Here is a 24,472-nt window from a genome sequence, read left to right as displayed (position 1 = left end):
CGCGGAAACGCGGCGCTCGGATCGAACCCGATGGAGGAATGCATGGATAGACGTTCATTCGTGATGGCGCTGTTCGGCGGTCTCGCCGCTGCCAGCGTCGGTGGCATCGCCGCCGCCGAGGCGACCCAGCCCAAGCCCGTTCCGACGCCGACACCGACGCCAGAGCCGAAGGCGTCCGAAGCGCTCGATGCCGATACCAGCGCTGCGCTCGACAAGGCCGACGCCGATTTCAGCCAGTATTATTATCGCCGTCCCTATTATCGCCGCCCGTATTATCGTCCGCGCTATTATCGGCGTCCCTATTATCGCCCGCGTTACTATTACCGCCCGCGGCCCTATTATCGCCGCCGCTACTACTACTGAGCGGCTGTCGACGGGCCGGAGCCTTCGCTCCGGCCCGCTTCGTTTAAGCGTCGGTCAGAGTGACTGCGTCCGCGCCTGCCCCGGCTCGGCCACCGGAATCCCGGCGGAGACATATTCGCCGAGCTTGTTGCGCAAGGTCCGGATCGAGATGCCGAGGATCTTCGCCGCATGGGTGCGGTTGCCGAGGCAATGGTCGAGCGTGTCGAGGATCAGGTCGCGCTCGACATCGGCGACGGTGCGCCCGACGAGACCGCGCGTCAGCGCCTCCGCCGTCTGGGCCGCCCGCGAGGCGACGTCGCGGCCGGCAGCCGGCCCGAGCGTCTCGCCCTCCGGCGTCAGCATCGCATCCGTGCCGATCTCGACGCCCTGCGCCAGCAACACCGCGCGGTGGACGGTATTCTCGAGCTCGCGGACATTGCCGCGCCAGCCATTGCCGAGCAGCAGCTTGCGGGCCTCGGCGGCGATCGGGCGCTGCGGCAGCCCGTTGAGCTCGGCGTACTTCCGAGCGAAATGGTCGGCCAGCGCCAGGATGTCGCCGGGGCGCTCGCGCAATGCCGGCAGGCGCAGATGCACGACGTTGAGGCGGTAGAACAGGTCCTCGCGGAACGAGCCCTCGCGCACGGCGTCGCCGAGATTACGGTTCGAGGTCGCGATGATGCGCAGGTCGACCTTGACCGGCTGCGTGCCGCCCACCCGGTCGATCATCCGCTCCTGCAGGGCCCGCAGCAGCTTGGCCTGCAGGCGCACGTCCATCTCCGAGATCTCGTCGAGCAGCAGCGTGCCGCCGCTGGCTTCCTCGAACTTGCCGATGCGCCGGGCGACTGCCCCGGTGAAGGCGCCCTTCTCATGGCCGAACAATTCGGATTCGAGCAGGTTGTCGGGGATCGCCGCGCAGTTCACCGCGACGAAGGGCTTGTCCTTGCGCAGCGACTTCTGGTGCAGGTGCTGAGCGATCATCTCCTTGCCGGTGCCGCTCTCGCCGGTGACCAGCACCGGAGCGTCGGAGCGGGCGATCTGGTTGGCGAGCTGAACGACCCGCTCCATCGCCGGGTCCCGCCAGATCAGGCTCGCCTTGTCGGAGGCGACGGCGGCGAGCACCGCCGCGATGAGCTCCGGATCGGGCGGCAGCGGCACATATTCGCGCGCGCCAGCCTGGATCGCCGCCACTGCGGCCCGGGCATCGGTCGAGGTGCCGCAGGCGACGAGCGGGGTGCGAATGCGCTCGGCTTCGAGAGCCGCGATCAGCTTGGCGATCGGCTGCTCGACATCGACCATCAGGAGGTCGCCGCCCTTCGCGCGCAGCACGGCGAGCGCCTGCTCGGCGCTCTCGGCATGGGTCACGGCGGCGCCATGCGAGACGGCGATCTTGGCCGCGGTGATGAGCTGGCCCTTGAGGCTGCCGACGATGATGAGGCGCATGGGTCAGGGCTTCCTTGCGTGATCCGCTTTGGCCGTCCGGTTCGTCACCGGTCGGCCTTGATGATTTCCGTCATGGTGACGCCGAGGCGTTCCTCGACCACCACCACCTCGCCGCGCGCCACCAAGCGCTCGTTGACGAAGATGTCGATAGCCTCGCCTACTCGCCGGTCGAGCTCGAGCACGGCGCCGGGCGTGATCCGCAGGAGGTCACCGACCGCGATGCGCGAGGAGCCGAGCACGGCCGAGACCGTCACCGGTACGTCGAAGACCTGCTCGAGATCCTCGGCCGTCTTCACCGGCACCGGGCCGGAACGGGCGACCGAGCCGTCGTTGTTGTGGTCGAAGGAAAGGTCGGCCGGGTTGAGCGGAGGCAGGTTGAGGTCGTTGTCGGCCATGTCTGTCACCTCGTTCCCTGGCCGGACGATCCGGCCGGGCCAAATACGCTTCTGATCGCCGCCTCGATCGCGCCGTCGCGCTGCGCGCTGTCGATGGCGAGGCCGCCATCCGCCCATTCGATGCGCCCGTCGCCGGGCGCGATATCGGGCTCGCCGAGCACGACGACGCGGCCGGCGAAGCCGGTCTCGCGCGCCAGGCCCGCGAGCTTGCTCTCGACGGTTTCGACCAGGCTCTCATGCACATGGACCACCAGATGCGGCGCCTGCCGGGCATGGCCGAAGCATTCGCGGGCGGCGGCCAGGAGCTGGACCAGCGGCTTGTCCGCCAGCGCCGCGCCGGCGAGGCCGCGCGCCGCGGCCACCGCGAGGTGCGCCGCCTGCTCCTCGATCGCGGCGAGCCGGGCATCCTGCTGCGCCAGCAATTGCTGGCAGGACCTGGCGAGTTGCGACAGCAGCGTCGCGGTCTGCTGGTCGGAATCGCGACGCGCCTGGTCGAGGCCGCTGTGGAACCCCTCGGCCCGGGCGGCATCCAGCGCCCCCTCGTCGACCGCCTTGCGGCTGTTGCCGCTGAAGTCGGTGTCGAACATGAACTTCTTCGCGGGGGCCATCAGTAAACCAGCTCGTCCTCGGAATTGCCCTTGGAGATGACGATCTCACCCTTCTCCGAGAGATCCTTGGTCAGCGTCACCATCTTCATCTGCGCCTCGTCGACCTCCTTCAGGCGCAGCGGGCCGAGCCCCTGCATGTCGTCGAGCAGGTTCTTGGCGGCGCGCTGCGACATGGCGCCGAGGAAGAAGGTGCGCATCTCCTCGCCGGCGCCCTTGAGCGCCCTTGCCAGCGTATCCTTGTCGACCTGGCGCATCAGCGTCTGCAGCCCGGCGGAATCGAGCTTGCCGAGATCCTCGAAGGTGAACATCAGCGCCCGGATGCGCTCGGCCGACTCCTGGTTGGTGGCATCGAGCGCCGCGAGGAAGCGGGTTTCGGTCTGGCGGTCGAAGCCGTTGAAGATCTCGGCCATCATCTCGTGCGGGTCGCGCCGGCGCGTCTGCGTCAGGGTCGAGACGAACTCGGTGCGCAGCGTGTTCTCGATATGGTCGAGCGCTTCCTTCTGCACCGACTCCATCCGCAGCATGCGGCTGACCACCTCGATCGAGAGCTCTCCCGGCAGGTTGCGCAGCACATTGGCGGAATGCTCGGGCCGGATGCGCGAGAGGATGACGGCGATGGTCTGCGGGTACTCGTTCTTCAGAAAGTTGGCGAGTACGACCGCGTCGATATTGCCGAGCTTCTGCCACATGTTGCGGCCGGCCGGACCACGGATCTCCTCCATGATCAGGGCGACCTGATCGGTCGGCAGGATCTTCTCGAGCAGCGAGATCGTCCGGTCGAAGGAGCCGGTGATCGCGCCGGCGCTGGAGAGCTTGCCGACGAATTCCAGCATCAGCCGCTCGACTTGGTCGGAATCGACCGTGCCGAGCTCGGCCATCGCCCGGGTGATGATCCGGATTTCCTCGTCGTCGAACTCCTGCCAGATCACCCGGCCATGATCCTCGCCGAGAACCAGCAAGATGACGGCGGCCCGCTGCGGGCCGGTCATGCCTTCGAGCGAAACCGCCTGCTGGAACCCGCCGCCAGCCTCGGCCAGGTCGCTATCGCCGGCGCTTCTGGTGGCTATGGAGCGCGTGGCCATCGTTCAGCCCCTCACGCCGGTGCTTTTTCGTGGATCCAGCCGCGCAGCACCGCAACCGAATCCGCGGGGTTCTGCGAGACCATGGCGCCGATCTTCTCGACCGACTGCGCCTTGAGCTGGCCCTTGACCTGCGCGATCGCGAGCATCCGCTCGGACGGGGCCACGACATCGCCATCGCCGCCATCGCCGGCGCCTCCGCCGGTGACGGCGGGCAGGTTCGCGGGATCACCCGTGCCCTGCTCGGCCGTGGTGACGATCACGCCATTGCGCATGAAGGTCGGGATGGCCCGGAAGTCGTGTTCGGGCGCCAGCACCTGCTTGAGCAGCGGACGCACCACCACCATCAGCACGATCAGGATCAAGAGCGAGATCACGGCGATCTCGGCGAAGCGGACCATGTCCTCCTTGGTGAAGGAGAGCAGCTGCTGCATCAGGCTCTGCTCGACGAGATCGGTCTGCGCCTGCGGCCCTTCGGCGAAGCGCAGATTCACGACCTCGACCTGGTCGCCGCGCTGCCGGTCGAAGCCGATGGCGGTGCGCACCAGCTGGCCGATCCGCTCAAGTTCCTCCTGGCTCCGCGGCTGGTAGCCCGCCTCGGCGCCCTGGCCGCGGGCATAGGTGCCGTCGACCAGCACCGCGACCGAAAGCTTGCGGACGCGCCCGCCCTCGAGCACCTCGGTGCGCGTGGTGCGCGAGATCTCGTAGTTGACCACTTCCTCGTTCTTGTTGGTGGCGTCCTTCTGCACCCCCTGCTGGGCCTGGTTCGGCTGCTGCGCGCCCGGCAGCTCGTTGCCGACAGTGACGCCCTCGCGCGCCTCGTTGGTGGTCGAGGTCTCGTTGCGGTTCTGGCTCGAACGGATGACCTTGCTCTCGGGATCGAAGGTCTCCGAGCGGCTTTCGATGCGGTTGCTGTCGAGCGAGGCCGAGACCTGGACGCGCGCCCGGCCGGGACCGACGATGCTCGCGACGATATCCTCGACCTGCGACTTGATGCGCCGCTCGATCGCGCCCTGGCGCTCGTCGAGGCCGACGCCGGCGAGACCCTGCTCGCCCTGCGCGCCGTCAGCCAGCAGGCGGCCGCGCTCGTCGACGATCGAGACCCGCTCCGGCTTCAGGCCGTCCACCGCCGACGCCACGAGATGGCGCACCGCCCGGACCTGGGCGGCGTCGAGATCACCGGCGAGCTTGAGTGCGATCGAGGCGCGCGGCGGCTCGCGGTCGCGCTCGAACAGGCGTCGCTCGGGAATGACGAGATGGACGCGCGCGGCCTGGACCCGGCCGATCGAGCGGATGGTGCGCGACAGCTCGCCCTCGAGCGCGCGCAGATGGTTGATGTTCTGGACGAAGCTGGTCGAGGAGAAGGCGTCGCCCTTGTCGAAGATCTCATAGCCGACGCCGCCGCCGGACGGGATGCCCTTGCCGGCGAGATCGAGCCGCAGGCGCGGCACGTCGGCGCGCGGCGCGAGAATGGTCTGGCCGTCGCCGCGCAGCTCATACTTGACGCCACGCGCATCGAGATCCTTGAGGATCGCGCTGACATCCTGGCTCGACAGATCGGCGAAGAGCACGCCCATCGCCGGCTGCGACATGCGCAACATGACGAAGGCGAAGAAGCCGATCAGCGCCAGCGTCACCGCCAGCATCGCCGCCAGCCGCGCCGCGCCAAATCTCCGGAACTGATCGACCAAGCCGTTCACGCCGCCATCCGATGCCCACTGCCGACGCGGACCAATCCGCACAGCTATCGCTAGGCAAGTTTTTCCCAGTGGATGGTTAGCGCCCGGTTAACGGCGGGATGATCGGAGCGTTTCAAGATGGAATTCAGTGGGCATAAACGCCGAGAGGCGCCGGTCCCTTCCGGGACCGGCGCCTCTGAGAACGCGAAATGCAGCAACGCCTACTGGCGATAATGCTGGATACGGGTGGTACGCAGGCCGGCAAGGCCATGCTGGTCGATCGACATCTGCCAGCTCAGGAACTCATCCACCGTCAGCGTGTAGCGCTGGCAGGCCTCCTCCAGGCTGAGCAGACCGCCGCGCACGGCGGCGACGACTTCGGCCTTGCGCCGGATCACCCAGCGGCGGGTGTTCATCGGGGGCAGATCGGCGATGGTCAGCGGGCTCCCGTCGGGGCCGATGACATACTTCACGCGCGGTCGCAGCGGCTCGGTCATGGTACACTCACACAACTCAACAGACCTACTTCTTCCCGACCGTACCCCTCCGGACTTAAATTTTGCCTAAAGCAACCGCGCAGGCTTTCAGTATGCCGCGCCGTCAGGAACTGCTCTTCACCGACTTCACCCGATCGAGCGGCACCTTGATCGCGCCGATCAGCAGGGTCGGCACGGCGGTCGAGAAATCAACGCCGTCAACGACGCCGCGCACCTCGGTCTTGACGGTGATCGCGGCTCCCGCGAGGTCCCTGGCGTCGACGGTGATGGTGTACTCGCCGTCAGGAGCGGCCGTCCCGGTCGAGGTCTTGCCGTCCCAGCTATAGCTCTGGTCGCCGGCCGTCAGCGTCGTCGTGCCGGTCTGCACGACCTTGCCGTTCGCATCCTTGATCGTGATGGTCGCCGTGCCGCCCTTGGAGGCGTTGAGCTTCCATTCGGCCTTGCCTTCCTTGAGCTGCGTCGCCGCCCCGTCCGCTGTCACGCTCTGCCCGACGAAGCCGATCGCGCTCGCCCCGGTCGTCGCCTTGCTGACCCCGAGCAGCGCGGTCAGCGTCTCGTTCTGCTTGAGCTGCTGCTCGACGCCCGCGAACTGCACCAGCTGCTGGGTGAACTGGTTGGTGTCGAGCGGGTCGAGCGGGTTCTGGTTCTTGAGCTGCGTCGTCAGCAGCGTCAGGAACTGGTCGAAATTATTGGCGATCGAGGTGCCGCCGCCGCTGGCATTGGTGCCGTTCTGCGCGGCGGTGACAGCTGAATTGCTCAAGGCGGGGGTGTTGGAGATGCTCATCCTGTCGCCTCTCTATCAAATGCTGAGGTCGACGCCGCCGAGCCTTGCGGCCCGGCGCAGCGGCGCCGTCTCGGTCACGGGCACGCCCTCTTCGGCAGTCTCGACCCAGGTCCGGCGCGTGCGTGCGCCTTCATCGTCCTGCCGGTGCTGGCGCGAGCTCTGATCGGCGGAGTCGCGCAGGCTCATCTCGACCCCGCCTTCGGACGGTTTCAGCCCGGCCTGCTCGAAGGCCCGTTCCAGCGTCCGCGCATCGCGCTGCAAAAGATGCAGCGTCTCGACCCGGTCTACCGTCAGCTTGGCGCTGACTTCGCCCTTGTCGGAGATCTCCAGGCGAACATCGACGCGGCCGAGCTCGGCCGGATCGAGCCTGATGTCGAAGCGCTTGTTGCCGGCGAGCGCCCGCGCGCCGATCTCGACCGGCACGACATGCAGCGGCGTCGGCCGCGTCGTCTCGACGGGCGCCCGGGCGTTCCCCTCGGCCTGCGCCTGCGCATTGGCCTGGGCGGCAGCATCGAGCGGCGTCGGAGCCAGCTCGGGCTTCTGAAGCTGCGGGCTGGCAACCGGGATCGCCTGCGGCACCGACGGCGCGGCCTGCTGCGGTGCATCCGCCTTGCCACCATCCGGGGCCGCCGGAACCTGCCCGACACCTGCAGGACGCTCGGCGACCTTGCCTTCGGTGCTGGCCGTGGCAGCGGTGGCGTTGCCCGCAGTCGCGCCGACCTCGTCGGTCGTCTGGGGATCGGCCTTGACGGCCTCGGCCGGCAGCATGGCCCCCGCCACAGCCGGCTTGACCGCGGCCTTGGCCTCACCGGCAACGCCTTCGGCACCGGCGCTCGCCTCGCCTTCGACCTTGACCGGAGCGACCGGAGCCGGCGCGACGGCGGCGACCGCCGGCAGCGCGCTCACGGTCTCCGCCTTGCCGTCAGGCACAGCGCCCGCCTCTTTGTCCGCGGCGTCGTCGGGCTCGACAGCGTTACCGGGCTGCTGCGTCGCAGCGACAAGCGCCAGGAATTGCGTCGCGATCTCGCCTGGCCCGGTTGCGGGCTTGGCAGCCTCCGGCGGCGTCTCAGCCGCCGTTGCGACGGCGTCCGGAACAGGCTGAGCCGCCCCCTCGAACGGCGCTTCGAGCACTGGCTTTGCCTGTTCGGCCGGAACCGCTGGCGGCACCGGCTGCGGCAGGACGACGATCATCTCCTCGCCGGTCGCCGGCTTCTCGGCTGGCGCGGCCGTCTCGGCCACCGCCTCGCCACCCTGCTTGCCGGCTTCAGCCAGAGCTTCGCCTGCTTTCGCGGACTCTGTCGTCTTGTCCCCGCCCTCGGCCTTAGCCACTGCGCCAGAATTGGTCGTCTCGGCTGCCTCCTTAGCGCCTGCGCGCTCGCTCCCCCTCGCCGTGGTTTCGCTGGCGCCGCGCCCCTGCTCGGCGCGCGGGCGCGGGCGGTTCGCGGTATCGTTTGCCTCCCGTTTCTCGACCGCCGGCAGCGTGAAGACCTCATCGCTGCCGCGCGCCCTGCCGGGATCGCGGCGCACCAGTGGCGCAGTCTCGTATGGAGAACGCGAGATCGACGCGGTGGACATGGAGGACTCCGGAACGGCGAAACGGCGAAGGGCGCCAGCCTCGCCACAGCAAGAGCCGGGCCAGATAAATAAAATCGCAAAATCAGTTACTTGCCCGATCACACCTGGTCAGATCCCGGCAGGAAGCGCCGCATCGACGTTCCGTCCCGGCAGTATTTGCCGGGCGGATGCTGGTCCAGACCCGGCAAAGCCGGTATAGAACGCGCCAGGAGGGCACCCCCGCCCTCGTTTCACCTTGCGCCAGACATTGCCATGACCGCCCCGCTCAACTCGCTGGACATCGCCAAGCCGCCTGCGGCGACGCGCGTCGTCGCCGCGATGTCGGGTGGCGTCGATTCCTCTGTGGTGGCGGCGCTGCTGAAGCGCCAGGGCTATGACGTCGTCGGCGTCACGCTCCAGCTCTACGATCATGGCGCTGCCGTGCACCGCGCCGGAGCCTGCTGCGCCGGACAGGACATTCACGACGCCCGCCGCGTCGCCGAGGCGATCGGCATCCCGCATTACGTGCTCGACTATGAGAGCCGCTTCCGCGATGCGGTGATCGAGCGCTTCGCCGAGAGCTACCTCGCCGGCGAGACGCCGATCCCTTGCGTCGAGTGCAACCGCACCGTGAAGTTCCGCGACCTGCTCGGCCTCGCCCGCGAGCTCGGGGCTGACGCGCTCGCCACCGGCCACTATGTCGCCAGCCGCGATCTCGGCAACGGCCATCGCGGCCTGTTCCGCGCCGCCGACGAGAACCGCGACCAGAGCTATTTTCTCTACGCCACCACGCAGGAGCAGCTCGATCTGCTGCGCTTCCCGCTCGGCGAGATGGAGAAGGCCGAGACCCGAGCGCTTGCCGCCGAATTCGGCCTCGCCATCGCCGACAAGCCCGACAGCCAGGACATCTGCTTCGTGCCGAACGGCCGCTATGCCGACGTCATCGAGCGACTGAAGCCAGGCGCCGCCCGCCCCGGCCAGATCGTGCATCTCGACGGGCGCGTGCTCGGCCAGCATGAAGGCGTGCTGCGCTACACGGTCGGCCAGCGCAAGGGCCTGGGCATTAGCGGCGCCGAGCCGCTCTATGTCGTCGCTCTCGACGCGCAGAACGCCCGCGTCATCGTCGGCCCGCGCGAGGCCCTCAGCGTCAGCCGCGTCGACCTGCGCGATCTCAACTGGATCGGCGACATAGCCCTCGCTGCACTGCCGCCCGAAGGCCTCGAAGTCGCGGTCCGCGTGCGCTCGACGCGGGCGCCGCGCGAAGCGCGTCTCCTCGTCGACGAGAGGGGCGTGCACGTCCTGCTCGCCCAGGGCGAGGAAGGCGTCTCGCCCGGCCAAGCCTGCGTGATCTACGATCATGCCGGCGCAGGTGCGCGCGTCCTCGGCGGCGGCGTCATCCTGCCTGAAAAGACCCGCCATATTCCCGACACTCCGGAACTTTCGCTCGCGACATCATGACGGCTGGCAAGGGTCTCGACGCGCAGAAGCGCGTCTATGCGGTCTGGGCGAAATTCTACGACCGGATCTATCAAGGGCTGCTCTCGCGCGCCCAGCGCGAGGCGGTGGCGGCGGCCTGCGCCTGCGGCCGCGACATCCTCGAGATCGGCGTCGGCACCGGGCTGACCCTGCCCTATTTCGAGCCCGACCGGCAGGTGGTCGGCGCCGATCTCTCGCTCGACATGCTGCGCGTCGCCAAGGCCAAGGTCGAGAGCCAGGGCCTGGGCCATGTCCGCGGCCTGCTCGTCATGGATGCCTGCCGCCTCGGCTTCGCCGATCGCTCCTTCGACGCGGTCACCGCGCAGTTCGTGATCACGCTGGTGCCGGATCCCGAGCAGGCGCTGAGCGAAATGGACCGTGTGCTGCGGCCGGGCGGCGAGATCGTTATCTCCAGCCGCCTTGTCGGTGAAGGCGGGCTTGCCGCGCCGCTCTGGTCGCTGGTGGCCCCGCTGGCCAAGGCGGTCGGCTGGAGCAGCGATTTCAAGGTCAGCCGGCTGACCGATTGGGCAGCCGCGACGGGCCGCTATGAGACCGTCCATGTCGGCCAAGGCTACTTCAAGGTCGTGCGCCTGAAAAAATTGCGGTGAATGCCTACGCGAGGAAGGCTTGACGCGCCCCCCCGCAAAACCCTATATCCGCGCCGTCGCGATTGAGCGTCTTCTGAGACGCGGCGCATCGGGGCGGGGTAGCTCAGCTGGTTAGAGCAGCGGAATCATAATCCGCGTGTCGGGGGTTCAAGTCCCTCTCCCGCTACCATTTCTCTCGGCAGCCAGCCCGAGCGATTTCAAGCACTTTGAACCGATCGGCGATGGAAGCTCATGCGTTTCGCGCGGGTTTCGTGATGCTGCCCTGCCGTCACGACTCGGCCCAGAACGAGAGCAAGTCACCTCTGCCCGGCCCCCGCCCGTACGGCCCCCTACGACGAGAGATAGCGCGGGGCCTCCTTGATCGCTGAGAGCATTTTCATCATCGAAGCCAAACCGCCCGCGCCCCTCGTGACCGCAGCCGTGCCGGCATCGCGGTAGCGGGCAACTTGCCGAGAACTCTGCGCGGCAGCTTTTCGTGCCCCATTTTCTAGCTTGCGCGGAAAGCACGGTCGCTCGTCGCCGGCGATCGCGTTCGCAGCCAGCCCAGGTGACCGATGCGGACATCCGGCACCATCGCTCAGCCGATGCTCATTCCAAGATGGTCGTCGCCGTGAACGTATAGCCGACGCCGTAGACGACCCTGATCGGAGCCGGCAGGCTCGTGCGCTCCTCGATCTTCCGGCGCAGCCGGCTGACGATAGCGTCGAGATGCCGATTGCCGAAATTCGCCCTGGGGCGAGCCAGCGTTTCCATCAGCAACTCGCGCGGGCAGGTGCTGCCGCCGCGGCTGCAGAGCACGCTCATGAAGGCAAATTCGGTCGCTGTCAGCTTGAGCGACCGGTGATTGGGAGCGACCAGCGTCCAGTTGGCGCCGTTCAGCGCCCATTGATCCCCGCTGCCATTCGCCGAGTTGGACGAGTTCACACTTCTTCGCAGCAGGCTGCGGATCGCGGCCTCGATCTCGCGCAGCGTGCTGTGCTTGACGAGATAGATGTCGGCGCCGCTCTCGAAGCCTCGAATGCGGTCTTCGCTGTCGCCGAGCGCCGTCAGCATGATGATCCCGCAGCGTTGGGCTTTGCGAAGTTCGCTCGCGAGTTCGAAGCCGTCACCGTCCGGCAGGCCGACATCGAGCACGATGACGTCCGGCGAAAGGCCTTCCGCCAGGACCTGACGCAGCTCATGCGCCGTGGCGACCCCGCTGGCAGCGAATCCGCAGAGCCCCAGGAAATCGACCAGATCCTTGCGCAGCCTCTTCTCGTCCTCGACGATCAGAATATGCGTCACGCTGTCATCTCCTCTCGCAGATCGGCAGGGCGCGCCCCAGATGACGACGGCACGCGCACGATGGCCGTCGTGCCATCTCCACCGTTCGAAACGAGCTGCAACCTTCCGCCGTGATAGGCTAGGAACTTACGGGCCGCGTAGAGCCCGAGACCGGTACCCGCGCTCGCCTTGGCATTGGAGGCCCGAAAGAAGCGGCGGCCGATCTTGCTTGCTTCGGCGCCGGGAATGCCGATGCCCCGATCACGGACGCAGATCACGACAGAACCCTGTTCTTCCCAGGCTTCGACGCGGATCGACGGGTCGTCCGGCGCATATTTCAGCGCGTTGTCGATCAGGTTGATAAGCACCGTTCCGAGCATATCCGGGTCGGCATGGAGAGAGACCGCTTCGTCGGCCAGGCTGAAATGCAGACGATCGCCGCGCTCCGTCATCTCAAAATGCAGCCGCACGTCCCCGATCAGCGAGCCGAGCTGCAGCGGCTCGGGTTGAAAGCCGTTTTCCCGGTCGTCCGCCATGAACCTGTCAATCAGAGAGAAGAGTCGATTGAGCGCCTCTCCGATGCCGGCGAGCCGCTCTCGGTTCGCGCCGGATGATGTTTCGCCGACAAGGCCGATCATGTCGGCAGCGTTGCGGATAATCGCGAGCGGTGTGCGAAATTCATGGCTGACGACGCGCATGAAGTCCGCCTGCTCGTCGCGCAAGGCACGCTCGGTCTCGAGGCTGGCACTCAGTCTGCTCTCTAGCTTTCGCCGCTCTTCGACCTCCCGCAGCAGGGCATCGTGCTTCCTGCGCAGATCGGCGGAAAGCCTCGCGCTGACCATGAAGAGGAGGCACGCGAAGAACGCGATCAGGAAGAGCGTGCCTTGCAACAGGTACCAGGCATTGCGGTCGGCCAGGATCGGGCCGCCGTCGAAATCGGCCGGCAATCGATACTCGATGACGCTCTGCAGCAGGCTCGCCGCCATGTACTCGACGAGAATGCCGATGGTAATCCAGCGCAGGAGCTTCGGCTGGGTTCTGTCGCGCACGAGACCCAGGCACATCACCGACATCATGACCACGGTGAAAGCGGTCGAGCTGTAAATGCGGATCGCGATGTCGCCGGGGTCGATCGCGACTGCGGCACTCCAGATCGCAATCTGGCAGACGAGGAGCGAGACGCCAACCCAAGTATAGCGCGGTTGTCCCAGGAAGCGGGCAAGGCCTTCGGCAAGCAGGACGAGGCCCAGCTTGATGACGGTATTGTGCAGCACGATGGCCAGAGGCTCGGGCTCCGCGCCGCGAAGGATCATCAGGAGAAGACCGGCGGCAATGGCACCGAAGCCAGCGGCGATGAACTTGAGCTCGTAGAGATGGCGCCATGCCTGCCATACGAAGACCCAGGCGGCAGCCTGCAGGCTTGCGGTCGCCAGCGCGACGACCAGAACCGTCTTCAGATCAAGCATCGCGTTGCATTTTCCCGAATCTCATTCACATCAATGCCCGAGACCGATTGATGCCGTATCGCGAGAATGATGGCTTCTCAAGAACGTCTGTTGCTAGATTTCGATGCAATTGATCTGTTTTCATCGCTAGCACTCTCCTCCCAACTCGGCTTATGCGAGCAGCATTACTTCTGTCATTTCTGGTGCCGGTATCACTCGTTGATCGCAGCTGATCAACGACTCGATCCCTGCACAGAAAGGCCGTTTGCCGACGCCGATTTCACAGGGGGGGAGTTACGGATGCATGTTCGCTCGCTGTTCGAGGCGGTTGAAGTCTTGGCGTCCAGGGTGCTTCAGTCTTGGACGGCCGGCTGGTCGGTCCCCACCGACGAGGTCTTCGTCTCGGCTCGCCTGCCGCTGCGGCATGTCGATGCAAGCGGCGGCGTGGCGGAGCGGTGGTTGCTCAAGGTGGCACGGTCCACGGCCGCCAAATGGCGCGGCGAGGTCTGTGGGATTCACCGTGGCCGGGTTCAGAGCGTCGTGATCGCTCGAGCCGGGCTGTCGCAACTGACGCCAACCAGGATGCACGGCGCCGTGCATGTGACGGCCCGCTATTGCGGTCGCCTGCCGGATGGGGGCTTCTGCTTTCGGCATGGTCTCTTTGACAGGAGCGGCTCCGAAATCCTGCATTTCGTATCCCAAATCTATTTCAGCCCAGAACCAGAACTTCCCGCCTATCCAGCCATTCAAATCAATTCAGACAACGGCACCGAGCGCTTATATCAATCCGATATGTGTTCAAAGGCAAACAAATTACCGTCGCCTGGTAGAATTATTGTCAATAATTCGAAAAATAGAACCGAAAATGCACAGCATCACGTGATTTAACTAACAGATTTGTAATATTTTGTCAGGATTCAACAGAATTAAGCAGTAGTCTCGCCGAGAGCGGAATTCTAACCTGCGTTTGGGTTGGATTCGCGCTTCGCCGTGCCGGCCCCCGGAACAGCCGATGCAGCGCCGAGCGGGACGTCGTGGACATCTTGCGAGACGAGGGGGGAGCGGGTCTTCGGCCCCTGTCCGGCAGAAGAGGGTTCGATGACGGTTCGCAGCCGCGGTTCGCTGATGCGTCCGCTCGCCCCCCGCAGCGCCACGGCGTCGATGGGCTTCCTGCCGGGATCGATCGGCGCCTCCCCCGGCAGTGCCGGCCGCGACATCCGCGCGGCCTCGGATTCCCTTGCGCGGCGGCCCAAGAGCCTGTGCACGACCACGTCGCTGATCTGCCTGGCCTTGGCGCTTGGAGCGGGACTGCCGCTATGGCCGCAAGCCGTGGCTGCTCAGCAGATCCTCCAGGGGGGCGGCAACGGCTCGGGCGCTTCCTTCGGACGCGGCGGCATTGCAGGTGGCGGCGGCATTGCGGGTGGCGGCGGTGGTGGCGGCGATCCCAGTAGTTTCGATTCTTGGGGCGGTGCAGGCGGTTCGGGGGCACGGACGCCCGGCGGATCGGCTTCGACAGGGATGCCCGGCGACACCGCCCCTGGCGGGTCCGGCGGAGCAGGCGGGCTGCCAGGCGCCCCCAACGATCTGGCCGCTGGCGGTGGTGGCGGTGGTGGTAGTGGCGCGGCCTTCCTTGATCCCACATTCCCGGGCGATGGCGGAGGGGGTGGAGCCGGCGGCGGCGGTAACCTCCTCACGACGACTGCCCCGCTATCGCTTGGTGCAGCCTATGCCGGTGGCGCGGGAAGCGGCGGCTCGCTGAATGGCCTCTATGCCGGAAACGGCGGCGGCGGTGGCGGAGGTGGCGGTCTCGCCCTGACCGGCACCGGAGTTGCCATGGATACGAACGGCTTTGCCGTCTCGGGTGGCGCCGGTGGCGGCGGTCCGGGCACCGCTGGCGCTGGGGGCGGTGGCGCCGGGCTGGTACTGCTCGACGGCGGCACGATCACCGTCGCGGCTGGGGCCGGCGGCACCAGCGTCATTGCCGGCGGCCAGGGCGGTAACAGTTACAACGGCGGCAACGGCGGTGCCGGACTGTTCCTGTACAATGGCGGCAGCTTGTCCCATCAGGCCGGTTCGATCACCGGTGGCGCAGGCGGGAAGCAGGCCTTCCCCGGCTCCGGTGGTGCCGGCGTGCTGAGCAATCTCGGCTTCATCGACAACCGAGCCGCGATCACAGGCGGCAAGGGAGGCGATTCGAACGCAGGCGGGACCGGCTACGGCCGAGGCGGTGCCGGCATGGAAGCCTGGGGCGGCTCGATCGGCAACACGACGAGCGGCAGCATCACAGGCGGAGCGGGCGGAAACCAGTCCAACATCGACCCTTACTTTGTCGCGGGTGTCGGCGGGGCCGGCATCGTCTTCCGAAGCGGCCAGATCGCGAGTCTGGACAATGCCGGAACGATTTCCGGCGGCAATGGCGGCAGCGCCGCTTCCGGTATCAGCCATGGCGTCGGCGGCGTCGGTATCGTCGGCGCGGCGAGCGGCGGCATCTCGATCGTCAATTCGGGGATGATCGCTGGCGGGCGGGCCGGGGACAGCGTGACGCGGGCCAACGCGGTCGAGCTCTTCGGCAGCAATAACCGCTTCGAGATCCGGTCCGGTTCGACGACCTACGGCAATGTCGTGGTTCAGAGCGGCGGCACCAACAATGTGCTGGCACTGGGCGGGGCGGCGAACGGCACCATCGATATCGGCAATCTCGTGGCTTCGCATACCGGCTTCACGGCGTTCGAGAAAACGGGCTCGTCGAGCTGGACGCTGTCGGGCAGCGGCAGTCAGCATTGGACGATCCGGGAGGGGACGCTCAGCGGCAATTCCTCCAGCCTGGCCGGGGATCTGACGTTCGGTACGGGAAGCGGCACGCGCGGCGTCGTCTTCAGCCAAGGGGCCGGCGGCACCTATTCCGGGACGATCTCGGGGGATGGCAGCTTCACTCTGGCAGCCGGCACCCTCAGTCTGGCCGGTACCCAGGGCTATACTGGCACAACGAACGTCGCAGGCGGCACACTGATCGTGAACGGGTCGATCGCAACGTCCTCCGGTGCGACGGTGGCAGCGGGCGCGACGCTCGGCGGCACGGGCATCGTCCCGACGACGGTGGTCAGCGGGACCCTGTCGCCCGGCAACTCGCCGGGCAGGCTGACCGTTCATGGCAACCTGACCTTCAATCCCGGCTCGGCCTATCTCGTCGAAATCCAGGGCGCGGTCGCCGATCGCGTCGACGTCGCCGGCGCCGCCACGCTGGCGGGGACGCTACGGCTGGTGCCGCTAGGGGGCGCCTACACCTTCAACAGTCCCTATACGCTGCTCTCGGCGGCGGGAGGGCGGACCGGCGCGTTCAGCCCGGTGGACACGGCAGGGACCTTCGGCGACGGCGTCACCACGACGGTGAGCTATACGGCCAAGGACGTTCAGCTAACCCTGACTCCGAAGCCGTTGACCCCGAGCGAGCCCGAGGTCCCGGTCACTCCGCCCGAGCCGTCGCCGCCCGCCGTCGACCCGACGCCTCCGCCTGCCGGGCCGCAGATCATCGGCGTGACCGCGCCAGCCAACGCCTATGCAATTGCGAAATCCATCGACAAGGCCATCGCCAATGGCGGCGACCCGTCCTCGCTGTTCGGCATCTACAACCTGCCGGCGGCGTCGATCCCGGCTGCGGTGAACAGCCTGTCGGGCGAGATCCACAGCGCCGCGCCGGCGATGGCCCATATCGCCACCGACCAGTTCCTGCGGACGATGCTCGACCCGATGGCCGCCGGGCGGCTGGAGACCGGCAGCGCCGGACCGGGCGGCGCCGCTTTCTCCGGCCTCGTGCGCAAGGGCGTCGACCAGTCCGCCGCCCCTTCCCGGCTCGACGCCCCCTTCTATTCGGTCTGGGGCTCGGCCTATGGCTCCTATGGCGCAACCGACGGCAATGCCGCGATCGGCGCCGCCAAGCGCACCATCGACAGCGCACATCTGGCGACCGGCCTCGACATCCGGCTGATGCCGGGCACGGTGGCCGGCATCGCGGTGTCCGGCGGCAAGGCGCGCGCCTCGCTGCCGGGCGTGCTCGGCAGCATGGATGCCGATGTGTTCCAGGCCGGCCTCTATGGCGTGACCCGGCTCGGCCCGGTCAAGCTCGGTGGAGCGCTGAGCTATGCAAGGCTCGACAACGATGTCCGGCGCAGCATTCCCGCGCTCGGCTCCAGCCTCGGCTCCTCCTATGACACCACGGCCTGGAGCGGGCGGCTGCAGGCGAGCACCGCCCTCTTCGCCTGGAACGGACTTGCGCTTTCGCCGCTGGCCGCGCTGCAGGCGACCCGCGCACGCAGCCCGGCTGTGGCCGAGGCGAACTGGGCCGGCGCCAGCAATGGCGCGCTCGCGCTGGCAAGGCGCAGCGATGTCACCAGCCGCAGCGAGCTCGGCCTGCAGCTCGATGCTGACAGCGTGCTCGCGGGCGTGCTGGTCACCGGCTATGTCCGCGCCGCCTGGGCGCATTACTTCCAGCGCGACGCCGGGCTGACCGCGAGCCTGACCGGGTTGCCGGGCGCGAGCTTCGCGGTGACCGGCGCCGAGATCGGCCGCAACAGCGCGCTCGTCAGCGCTGGTGTCGCGGCAAAGCTCAGCGAGCGCGTCTCACTCGGCCTGAACCTCGACGGCGAACTTTCCGATCGCGGCAGCCGCATCGGTGGGTCGGCCCAGCTCAGGGTCAGCTTCTGACGGTCTCAACGGCACGAGGGACCGTCTCGCGATGACGGCGTCCTTGTTGTTGTCGATCCGAGAGCTGCGCCAAGCCGATGAGGTCCTCCGCAAGGCATCGGCGCATTTTGCCGAGGCGGAGCTCGGCCGTCGGCACCAGTCATGATCGCGTCGATCGACCATCGCCGCGCGGCTGAGGGGGGCGAACCGCGGCTCCCCGTGTGAACGGCCGGCTTGCCGGCGACGGCCAGAGCCTCCCTTGGCGAAGAGAGACATCGTCGCGCGGGAGCTGTACCCATTCGTCGCGCCAGCCAGGCAATGCCCTGTCGAGGATCCGGAACCCTTGGCTGCGGCGCTGGCTGAAGTCGCCGCCAGCGCTGGTTCTGCTCGACGCCAATGGCTGGCTCGGGCGGACAGGTCCTGCGACCTCAAGCTCGCCCTCTCGCCCCGAGCAGCTCGGCGGCAAAGCTCTTCACGAGCCGGGCCTTCTGCATATCGGGGCGAACATCAGAATGCTGTTGAAATAGATCGGCTGCTCGAACGGGCGAAAGATCGCCCCCAACTCGGCAAAGCCTTCGGCCGCTGCCGGATTGGTCAGGCCAACGCCGACACCGCGCAGTGCGAGAGCGCAGATCGTCGCCGAACTCGGCGTTTCGACGACGACCTTGAGCCGAACCCCGGCCGGCAAGTTCTTTTCATTCTTCAGCGCCATCGCTTCGGACAACCGAGAAGACCAATCTAGAAAACGTCTAAAACATTGATATTGAACCGATATTATCGACTGTATAAGGATCGCAGGGTCGTCGCGGCATCGATCGGGTTGCGCCCTATTTATGAGCCCCCCAGCCTCAGAATCCCCATCTCGGCTGGTCGAGGCCTGCTATGCCGAACTGCTTCGCTTCGCACGCCGGCGTCTTGGCGGCGGACATGTCGCGGATGATCTCGTGCAGGAAGCATGTCTGCGCTTTGCCAGCACGCCCAGGCCGACGATCGCCAAGCCGCGTGCCTTTCTCCATCGCATTCTGGCGAATCTCGTCATCGACCATCAGCGCCGGAAGGCGCGGCAGCCGGTTGTCGCCGACGATTTTGAAGCTATCGATCCTGCGGCCAGTGCGCAGCTCGGGCCGTCCGGTCGAGTTCGCCCTTTTCGACGGCGAGACACACATGTCCGTGCTCCCCATCGCGATCAACCGGGCGATCCGCTTCGCCTTCGGTCCCGAGGGCGAGGCGTGACCGCCGGCGCTCAACTGCCCGTGCACGAAGCCGGGGATGCCAACGCTCTCTTCGCCATCGAGGCGGCCTCCTTCGCGGTCGGCGGGCGCACCCTGTTGCATCCGCTCGACCTCACCCTGCCTCAGGGGCGTGTGACCGGCCTGATCGGTCACAACGGCTCCGGGAAGTCTACCTTGATCAAGCTGCTCGGCCGCCAGCAGGCGCCCACGAAAGGCGTCATCCGCTTTCTCGGCAATCCGCTCGTCACCTGGCGGGCGCGCGACTTCGCACGACATGTCGCCTATCTCCCGCAGCAGCCGGCAGCGGCAACGGGCCTGAGCGTGCGCGAGCTGGTCGCGTTCGGGCGCTATCCCTGGCACGGCGCGCTCGGCCGCTTCGGAGCAGCCGATCGGCAAAAGGTCGGCGAGGCACTGAAGCTCACCGACATGGCGTCCTTCGCGGATCGCCTCGTCGATACGCTGTCCGGCGGCGAGCGTCAGCGTGCCTGGCTCGCCATGCTGATCGCGCAGGACGCTCAGTGCCTGCTGCTCGACGAACCGATCTCGGCCTTCGACATCGCCCATCAGATCGAGGTGCTGGCGCTGGTGCGACAGCTGAGCGACGAGCGTGGGATGAGTGTCGTCGTCGTTCTCCACGACATCAACATGACCGCCAGATATTGCGACGACATCGTCGCCCTGCATTCTGGACGATTGATCGACGCCGGTACGCCGGAGGAGATCATGACAGCGGTTCGTCTCGAAGCGATCTATGGCCGACCCATGGCCGTTCTCGCCCATCCCGACACGGCCAAGCCACTGGCTGTACCCCGTTGACCAATTTGCCGACGCCGGGCTTCAAGGTTCCGTGCAAGCGTCCTCCATCAGCCAGGGCGCTCGGCGGGCGCGCACCGGCACCCGTCGATCCGCTGCGCGAGCGCCGTGACCTCTCCTGTCCCGGCCACCATGGCGCCTTCAGACGCCCGACGAGTTCCTCCGCAAGCGAGGCGTAACCGAGCCAGACCGGTTCAATCATGGTCCGGTTCATCAAATACCGGCACAGAACGCCCAGATCATCTGCTGCCGAAGGCGGCTGGGCGGCTCCGAAACGCTAGAGCGCTCACAGGCAAGCGCCCGCCTTGGGCGTCCCGCAGAAGCTTGCCCAAGCAGATGCAGGCCGGCCAACGAGGACGACCTGCCGTTGAAGAACGGCGCTATTTGGCGTTCTCCTGCGGCGCTCCATGAAAGCGATACTTGAAGTCGCAGTGGGAGGCGCCTTCCATGATTGTCTGAGTACGTTCGAGCGAGATCCGCGGATCGTAGCCGACGCAGAAGACGCTGTCGCGGTTGCACGACAATAGATGGCCGATCTGACCGAGCCCCATTTCCTTGTAGCTCTCGGCATACCGACAGCGCTTGACGGTATAGTGGAACTCCTCGTCAGTCGCTTTCGTGACGTCGATCAGCAGAGCGTCGTCCTGCGTCCAGAGATCCTGCAATTCCTGGAAAGTACGGAGTGAGGTGCCACCGGGCGTCCTGGCGGCGAAGCTCTCGCCGGCCTTGATCGCCGCTTGGCGAATGGCGGTGTCGAGGATGGATCGGGCTTTTTCCTCGCCGACTTGCTTGCACATTTCCGCATAAATTGGCGCGATGATGCCAGCCTCGATCTTTCGTCGAGCGAGGATGCCGATCTCGCCGTCCATCGCGGCTCTGGAATCGGAAGGTCCATTCTCTTTCGGCACGGCATTTCTCCTGCGCATCGCAATACCGGCCCGGTCGCTGCCGCACGCGATCGCGATGCTCGTCTCCAACCCTTCAGGCCAGAGTGGCGGAATCAGCGCTGACCCAGTGGTGACCATCTACAACAGGTCGTCTCAATATTCAGATGCGGCTCGGCATCCCATCCCGTAGCCCCAATCGGGATATCCCCGGCCAGAAGCCCTTCGAGCATATTCGCTACCCTCGGCCAAAGCGAGGACACCTGTGCCATTGGTTCGGAATCAACGGGTCAGGCAGCCTTCATCATCAATCAATTCCAGGTAAGCCGGGGGTACCGCCCGCCAGCGCCATAGGACGAGGTTGAGATCCTGTGGCGTCGAGCCGGACGCAAAACTACGGACGAGCAACCCGTCATAGCCCGCCTGATGCAGCTCGTTCGCGAAGCTCTGCGTCTTCGCCGTGCCGTTCGCTTTCATCTGATCACGCCAGTTGGTGTCTGCCAACGCTGCTGCGTCCATCGATGGACGAACAAGGCGCATTCATCGCGAGTGTCGAAGACGCGCTCGAAGTCGGCATTGTAGGACACCAGCGTCGTTGGCTGCAGATTGCCGATCTGGTTGGCTTCCCACAACGCCGTGATGATTGACAATGATGTATAGAGGGCCGGCATCCCTTTTCGGTTGAAACGCCCGCCATAAAGTTCCGCACCACGGCCCGAGAGCGGTTCGCGGGCATAGATCGGCTTCAGCGCACGATAGAGCTGGCCGTGGTCGTGCAGCGTCACGGTCAGGCATGCACGCCGGCATCGACGGCATCGATGTAGTCGAGAACGTCGTCGGCCCGCCCCTCGCGAACGAGGCGCATCGCTGTCAGGCCTGAAAATCCTGGCAAGGGCTCTGAGCGATACCAAGCATACCATTGAACCATTGCTCAGCCACAGAAACCGGCCGGGCCGACCACCGACTTCGGGAAATGCAGCCCGAAACGCCCGCTTTCCGCCGAGTTCCAAGGTCCGCTCGCGGCGCGGCTGCGCGCTCTTTCTCCGCAGCAATGAGGGCCTGCTTCGCAAACTTGCGTCGCTACGGGATTTGTACCTTGCCGCGAAGCCACGCGCTGGCAGTCCGCTGCGCCTCCGCCTCCGATCCGACGATCTTGAGCGGATAGGGAATGAACGCAGCCAGCGCCACATTAAGCAGCTTGCCGAGCAGCGCCTGGCGCTTGGTGTCGTCCGGCTCGACCCGGACCGCCCCCGCGACGAGGCGAGCGAGATTCTTGCGCCTGCGCTTCGACCAGTCCTTGTAGAGCCGGTTGAAGCGCCCCGCCTCTGCCGGTCGCTCGACGCCTTCGAAGATCAGCACGAAGCGTTCGCCGCGGTCGAGCAGCGCGTCGAACGCGGCGAGCAGATCGTCAGCCTCGGCGTCCGGGATCGCGGCCGGCATGGTCCAGCGCACGACCGGCCAGGAGGAGGCGTCGATGATGCTCACCGCGCCGCCCCTCAGAACTTCAGGCTGGCGCCGGCGCCCAGGGTCGCGCCGCGGGCATAGATCGCGCCGAAGACCGGAGCGCCGGTCAGCACGCTCGCGCCATAGGGCTGGGCGAACGTGACATAGCGCTTGTCGAGCAGGTTCTCGCCGAAGAGATAGGCCTCGCCCTTCTCCCACTCGACGCCCAGACGGGCCGAAAGCAGGTGCACGGGGTTGAGCTTGGCGAGGTTTCCGGCCTCCGCATAGCGCGGACCGATATAGTTGTAGCCGACGCGGGCGAGCAGGTTCGCCGGGCCGAAGGCGGCGATGCCGAGCGTGCCCAGCGGGGCGCGATAGGTCACCGAGGCCTTGCCGGCCCATTCCGGCACCTGCGGCAGCTGGTTGCCCTTCTTCAGGCCGGGTTGCGCGGCGGCTGCGGCAGCCGGCACATCGGTGATTTCGGTCGCGGTGTAGGTGATGCCGCCGGCGAGTTCCCAGTTGTCGTTGACGCGCCAGTTCGCATCGAGCTCGACGCCGTAGGCGTCGGTGTCGAGATTGAGCGATTTCTGGGCGAAGTTCTGCAGGTCGTAGGCGAGGATCTGCTCCTTGCTGACATCGTTGTAGAACAGCGCCGCCGAGACCTTCAGCCGATCGTCGAGGAAGGAGCCGCGGCTGCCGATCTCATAGGCGATCGTGCTGGAGGAATCATAGGGCGTGCGCGGCACGCCGGCCCACATCAGCGAGTTGAAGGTGCCGAAGCCGCCGCTCTTGTAGCCGCGCGAGACGCTGGCATAGCTGATGAGCTTGTCGCTCCACTCATAGGAGAGCGAGGCGCGGCCGGTCCAGAAATTATAGTCCTTCTTGCCGGTCTCGACGAAGACCGGAACGGTGCCGGGCGTGCCGTCGCTGTAGAACTCGCCATCATACGCCTTCTGCTCGCGGGTGTAGCGGCCGCCGAGCGAGAGCTTCAGCCGGTCGATCACGGGATAGGTCGCCTCGCCGAAGACCGCCTGGCCGGTCGTGGTCTGGTGCAGGTTGTCGAAGCCGGAGACGGCCGGCCCGTACATGAAGATGTTGCGCATCGAGAAAAGCTTCGACTGATCCCGGTAGTAGGAGACGCCGGCGACCCATTGCAGCTTGTCGCCGGGATTGGAGTTCAGGCGCAGCTCCTGGGTGAAGCGGCTCTGATCGGTGTTCCGGTCGAAGTAGTTGCCGGCGGTGTTGGCGAAGGCGCCGGTCGGCAGTCCGGAGATCCGGCTGCCGAGGAAGAAGTCGACGCCGTTATAAGTCAGGTCGGCGCGGATCGCGTTGTAGGAGGTCTGCGAGGTGAAGCTGAAATGCTCGAAACTGTGCTCGAACTTCGACTGCAAGGCATAGTTCCTGGTCACTTCGCGGGCGAGGTTCTGCGCCGCCAGGATCGGGAAGCCGTCGCCCTTGAGGGTGTAGTAGACCGGCACGCCGTCCGAGGAATCGATGCTGCCGCTGAGCGTCCAGGTCGTCCGGTCGGTCGGCGTGAAGCGTAGCGTCAGGCGTCCGGTGGCGCTCTGCTCGCGGCCGAGATCGGGCCCGACGACGTTGTTGACGTAGCCGTCGATGCCGCGCAGGCGGAAGGCAAGGCGTGCGCCGAGCTTGTCCTTGATCAGCGGGCCGCCGATGGCGCCTTCGAGCATGCGGTGATTCTGCGTGCCGTATTCGGTACGCAGATGGCCTTTCCAGGTCTCGTCCGGCTGCACCGGCACGAGGTTGACGGCGCCGCCGGTGGTGTTGCGGCCGAACAGTGTGCTCTGCGGCCCCTTCAGCACCTCGACTCGCTCCAGGTCGAGATAGTTGGCGTTGGAGGACCCTATCGGCAACGGCGCGCCATCGATGAAGGTCAGCACAGAGGAATCGTCGGGGCCGAGCGGGAACAGGATCGGCCCGACGCCGCGCATGATCAGGAAAGAGGTGGAACGGTCGCCAAAGCCCGGCATGTAGACGCCGGCTACATCCTTAAGCGCGGACGGTGCGTCATAGGCCCGCTTCTCGTCGAGCTGCTGGCCGGTCTGGACATCGACTGTGAAGGGCACGTCCCAGAGTCGCTCATTGCGTTTGCGCGCGGTGACGGTGATCTCGTCGAGTTCGATCGTGCTCTGGGCCAAGGCGATGTCGGCGGTCGGAAGCGTAGCGGAAGCGGCGAGCGCCGTGGTCGCGAGCAGGCGGAAAGCACGAATAGGGCGGCCCATTTGGGTC

The 24,472-nt window shown here is 66.5% G+C and carries 21 protein-coding genes, 1 tRNA gene, 3 pseudogenes and 1 other annotated feature; of the genes and pseudogenes, 8 read left to right on the top strand and 17 right to left on the bottom strand.

The features are described from left to right. Positions 1–42 precede the first annotated feature (42 nt). A complete protein-coding gene (locus tag DK26_RS09185) occupies positions 43–363 on the top strand; it encodes a hypothetical protein (protein ID WP_157089598.1) in 321 nt (106 codons plus the stop codon). A 54-nt stretch (positions 364–417) separates the two neighbouring features. On the opposite strand, the gene DK26_RS09180 is transcribed toward DK26_RS09185, so the two are convergent. The 8 genes from DK26_RS09180 to DK26_RS09145 form a co-directional block, all read right to left on the bottom strand. Next, positions 418–1,782 (bottom strand): sigma-54 dependent transcriptional regulator, encoded by a 1,365-nt coding sequence (locus DK26_RS09180; RefSeq protein ID WP_066470935.1) that lies wholly within the window; start codon positions 1,780–1,782, stop codon positions 418–420. A 44-nt stretch (positions 1,783–1,826) separates the two neighbouring features. Beyond that, complete coding sequence (gene fliN, locus DK26_RS09175) at positions 1,827–2,177, bottom strand: flagellar motor switch protein FliN (protein WP_066470932.1); 351 nt, start codon at positions 2,175–2,177, stop codon at positions 1,827–1,829. A gap of 5 nt (positions 2,178–2,182) precedes the next feature. Beyond that, positions 2,183–2,785 carry a FliH/SctL family protein gene (locus DK26_RS09170; protein ID WP_066470929.1) on the bottom strand — a complete coding sequence of 201 codons (603 nt, stop codon included), beginning with the start codon at positions 2,783–2,785 and terminating at the stop codon, positions 2,183–2,185. Beyond that, positions 2,785–3,774, bottom strand: a complete 990-nt coding sequence (gene fliG, locus DK26_RS09165) for a flagellar motor switch protein FliG (RefSeq protein ID WP_248309943.1) — start codon at positions 3,772–3,774, stop codon at positions 2,785–2,787. The genes DK26_RS09170 and fliG overlap by 1 nt, the downstream gene beginning before the upstream one ends. A gap of 104 nt (positions 3,775–3,878) precedes the next feature. Continuing rightward, positions 3,879–5,510, bottom strand: coding sequence for a flagellar basal-body MS-ring/collar protein FliF (fliF, locus tag DK26_RS09160; RefSeq protein ID WP_066472518.1), 1,632 nt, complete (start codon positions 5,508–5,510; stop codon positions 3,879–3,881). A 254-nt stretch (positions 5,511–5,764) separates the two neighbouring features. Continuing rightward, positions 5,765–6,040 carry a DUF1153 domain-containing protein gene (locus tag DK26_RS09155; protein WP_038359348.1) on the bottom strand — a complete coding sequence of 92 codons (276 nt, stop codon included), beginning with the start codon at positions 6,038–6,040 and terminating at the stop codon, positions 5,765–5,767. A 103-nt stretch (positions 6,041–6,143) separates the two neighbouring features. Then, a complete protein-coding gene (locus tag DK26_RS09150; RefSeq protein WP_066470924.1) occupies positions 6,144–6,824 on the bottom strand; it encodes a flagellar hook capping FlgD N-terminal domain-containing protein in 681 nt (226 codons plus the stop codon). Positions 6,825–6,839: 15 nt separating this feature from the next. Then, positions 6,840–8,399 (bottom strand): flagellar hook-length control protein FliK, encoded by a 1,560-nt coding sequence (locus DK26_RS09145; protein ID WP_157089597.1) that lies wholly within the window; start codon positions 8,397–8,399, stop codon positions 6,840–6,842. Positions 8,400–8,651: 252 nt separating this feature from the next. Between DK26_RS09145 and mnmA the strand changes: the two genes are divergently transcribed. The 3 genes from mnmA to DK26_RS09130 all read left to right on the top strand — a co-directional run bounded on the left by mnmA (position 8,652) and on the right by DK26_RS09130 (position 10,631). Then, positions 8,652–9,836: a tRNA 2-thiouridine(34) synthase MnmA gene (gene mnmA, locus DK26_RS09140; protein WP_066470920.1), complete on the top strand. Its 1,185-nt coding sequence runs from the start codon at positions 8,652–8,654 to the stop codon at positions 9,834–9,836. Then, on the top strand, positions 9,833–10,462 hold the full coding sequence (locus DK26_RS09135) for a class I SAM-dependent methyltransferase (RefSeq protein ID WP_066470918.1): 630 nt from the start codon (positions 9,833–9,835) through the stop codon (positions 10,460–10,462). The genes mnmA and DK26_RS09135 overlap by 4 nt, the downstream gene beginning before the upstream one ends. A 92-nt stretch (positions 10,463–10,554) precedes the next feature. Then, a tRNA-Met gene (locus DK26_RS09130) sits at positions 10,555–10,631 on the top strand. A gap of 419 nt (positions 10,632–11,050) precedes the next feature. On the opposite strand, the gene DK26_RS09125 is transcribed toward DK26_RS09130, so the two are convergent. Both DK26_RS09125 and DK26_RS09120 read right to left on the bottom strand, forming a co-directional pair. Further along, positions 11,051–11,746, bottom strand: coding sequence for a response regulator transcription factor (locus DK26_RS09125; RefSeq protein WP_066470915.1), 696 nt, complete (start codon positions 11,744–11,746; stop codon positions 11,051–11,053). Next, positions 11,743–13,191, bottom strand: a complete 1,449-nt coding sequence (locus tag DK26_RS09120) for a HAMP domain-containing sensor histidine kinase (protein WP_066470912.1) — start codon at positions 13,189–13,191, stop codon at positions 11,743–11,745. The genes DK26_RS09125 and DK26_RS09120 overlap by 4 nt, the downstream gene beginning before the upstream one ends. A 90-nt stretch (positions 13,192–13,281) precedes the next feature. On the opposite strand from DK26_RS09120, the gene DK26_RS28940 reads away from it, so the two are divergent. The 3 genes and pseudogenes from DK26_RS28940 to DK26_RS28930 all read left to right on the top strand — a co-directional run. Beyond that, positions 13,282–14,058 (top strand): hypothetical protein, encoded by a 777-nt coding sequence (locus tag DK26_RS28940; protein WP_157089596.1) that lies wholly within the window; start codon positions 13,282–13,284, stop codon positions 14,056–14,058. Between the two features lie 210 nt (positions 14,059–14,268). Then, positions 14,269–17,871 (top strand): autotransporter outer membrane beta-barrel domain-containing protein, encoded by a 3,603-nt coding sequence (locus DK26_RS29825; RefSeq protein ID WP_282568025.1) that lies wholly within the window; start codon positions 14,269–14,271, stop codon positions 17,869–17,871. A 58-nt stretch (positions 17,872–17,929) separates the two neighbouring features. Further along, a pseudogene (locus tag DK26_RS28930) lies at positions 17,930–18,060 on the top strand (IS3 family transposase); the annotation flags it as partial. Beyond that, positions 17,971–18,068: a sequence feature (AL1L pseudoknot), on the top strand. It overlaps the preceding pseudogene by 90 nt. A 254-nt stretch (positions 18,069–18,322) precedes the next feature. On the opposite strand, the gene DK26_RS09110 reads toward DK26_RS28930, so the two are convergent. Both DK26_RS09110 and DK26_RS29630 read right to left on the bottom strand, forming a co-directional pair. Then, positions 18,323–18,562, bottom strand: a complete 240-nt coding sequence (locus DK26_RS09110) for a hypothetical protein (protein ID WP_066470906.1) — start codon at positions 18,560–18,562, stop codon at positions 18,323–18,325. A 136-nt stretch (positions 18,563–18,698) separates the two neighbouring features. Then, entirely contained in the window at positions 18,699–19,235 is a 537-nt protein-coding gene (locus tag DK26_RS29630; protein ID WP_248309953.1) for a hypothetical protein, read from the bottom strand. Between DK26_RS29630 and DK26_RS29625 the strand changes: the two genes are divergently transcribed. Further along, the gene (locus tag DK26_RS29625) at positions 19,140–19,898 is read left to right on the top strand and encodes an ATP-binding cassette domain-containing protein (protein WP_248309941.1); all 759 of its coding nucleotides are present in this window, start codon (positions 19,140–19,142) and stop codon (positions 19,896–19,898) included. The genes DK26_RS29630 and DK26_RS29625 overlap by 96 nt on opposite strands. Positions 19,899–20,275: 377 nt before the next feature. On the opposite strand, the gene DK26_RS09095 is transcribed toward DK26_RS29625, so the two are convergent. From DK26_RS09095 to DK26_RS09080, 5 genes and pseudogenes are all read right to left on the bottom strand, one after another. After that, positions 20,276–20,764: an L-2-amino-thiazoline-4-carboxylic acid hydrolase gene (locus DK26_RS09095; protein WP_066470900.1), complete on the bottom strand. Its 489-nt coding sequence runs from the start codon at positions 20,762–20,764 to the stop codon at positions 20,276–20,278. Positions 20,765–21,061: 297 nt separating this feature from the next. Beyond that, positions 21,062–21,558: pseudogene (locus DK26_RS09090) on the bottom strand (RES family NAD+ phosphorylase). 8 nt (positions 21,559–21,566) lie between these two features. Then, positions 21,567–21,695 (bottom strand): annotated as a pseudogene (locus DK26_RS28495) (antitoxin Xre/MbcA/ParS toxin-binding domain-containing protein); the annotation flags it as partial. Positions 21,696–21,859: 164 nt separating this feature from the next. Continuing rightward, on the bottom strand, positions 21,860–22,264 hold the full coding sequence (locus DK26_RS09085) for a hypothetical protein (protein ID WP_248309917.1): 405 nt from the start codon (positions 22,262–22,264) through the stop codon (positions 21,860–21,862). A gap of 11 nt (positions 22,265–22,275) precedes the next feature. Continuing rightward, positions 22,276–24,465 carry a TonB-dependent receptor gene (locus tag DK26_RS09080; protein WP_184231656.1) on the bottom strand — a complete coding sequence of 730 codons (2,190 nt, stop codon included), beginning with the start codon at positions 24,463–24,465 and terminating at the stop codon, positions 22,276–22,278. Positions 24,466–24,472: the final 7 nt, after the last annotated feature.

Source organism: Allobosea sp. WAO, from assembly GCF_001509835.1.
GTDB lineage: Bacteria > Pseudomonadota > Alphaproteobacteria > Rhizobiales > Beijerinckiaceae > Allobosea.
Note: the sequence above shows the minus strand (reverse complement) of the source record. Positions and strands in the feature narration are given on the sequence as shown.

Excerpts from the sequence above, each read along its gene's own strand:
- DK26_RS09185 (WP_157089598.1), top strand. The coding sequence starts at position 43 with ATGGATAGACGTTCATTCGTGATGGCGCTGTTCGGCGGTCTCGCCGCT.
- DK26_RS09180 (WP_066470935.1), bottom strand. The coding sequence starts at position 1,782 with ATGCGCCTCATCATCGTCGGCAGCCTCAAGGGCCAGCTCATCACCGCG.
- fliN (WP_066470932.1), bottom strand. The coding sequence starts at position 2,177 with ATGGCCGACAACGACCTCAACCTGCCTCCGCTCAACCCGGCCGACCTT.
- DK26_RS09170 (WP_066470929.1), bottom strand. The coding sequence starts at position 2,785 with ATGGCCCCCGCGAAGAAGTTCATGTTCGACACCGACTTCAGCGGCAAC.
- fliG (WP_248309943.1), bottom strand. The coding sequence starts at position 3,774 with ATGACCGGCCCGCAGCGGGCCGCCGTCATCTTGCTGGTTCTCGGCGAG.
- fliF (WP_066472518.1), bottom strand. The coding sequence starts at position 5,510 with ATGCTGGCGGTGACGCTGGCGCTGATCGGCTTCTTCGCCTTCGTCATG.
- DK26_RS09155 (WP_038359348.1), bottom strand. The coding sequence starts at position 6,040 with ATGACCGAGCCGCTGCGACCGCGCGTGAAGTATGTCATCGGCCCCGAC.
- DK26_RS09150 (WP_066470924.1), bottom strand. The coding sequence starts at position 6,824 with ATGAGCATCTCCAACACCCCCGCCTTGAGCAATTCAGCTGTCACCGCC.
- DK26_RS09145 (WP_157089597.1), bottom strand. The coding sequence starts at position 8,399 with ATGTCCACCGCGTCGATCTCGCGTTCTCCATACGAGACTGCGCCACTG.
- mnmA (WP_066470920.1), top strand. The coding sequence starts at position 8,652 with ATGACCGCCCCGCTCAACTCGCTGGACATCGCCAAGCCGCCTGCGGCG.
- DK26_RS09135 (WP_066470918.1), top strand. The coding sequence starts at position 9,833 with ATGACGGCTGGCAAGGGTCTCGACGCGCAGAAGCGCGTCTATGCGGTC.
- DK26_RS09120 (WP_066470912.1), bottom strand. The coding sequence starts at position 13,191 with ATGCTTGATCTGAAGACGGTTCTGGTCGTCGCGCTGGCGACCGCAAGC.
- DK26_RS29825 (WP_282568025.1), top strand. The coding sequence starts at position 14,269 with ATGACGGTTCGCAGCCGCGGTTCGCTGATGCGTCCGCTCGCCCCCCGC.
- DK26_RS09110 (WP_066470906.1), bottom strand. The coding sequence starts at position 18,562 with ATGGCGCTGAAGAATGAAAAGAACTTGCCGGCCGGGGTTCGGCTCAAG.
- DK26_RS09095 (WP_066470900.1), bottom strand. The coding sequence starts at position 20,764 with ATGGACGGCGAGATCGGCATCCTCGCTCGACGAAAGATCGAGGCTGGC.
- DK26_RS09080 (WP_184231656.1), bottom strand. The coding sequence starts at position 24,465 with ATGGGCCGCCCTATTCGTGCTTTCCGCCTGCTCGCGACCACGGCGCTC.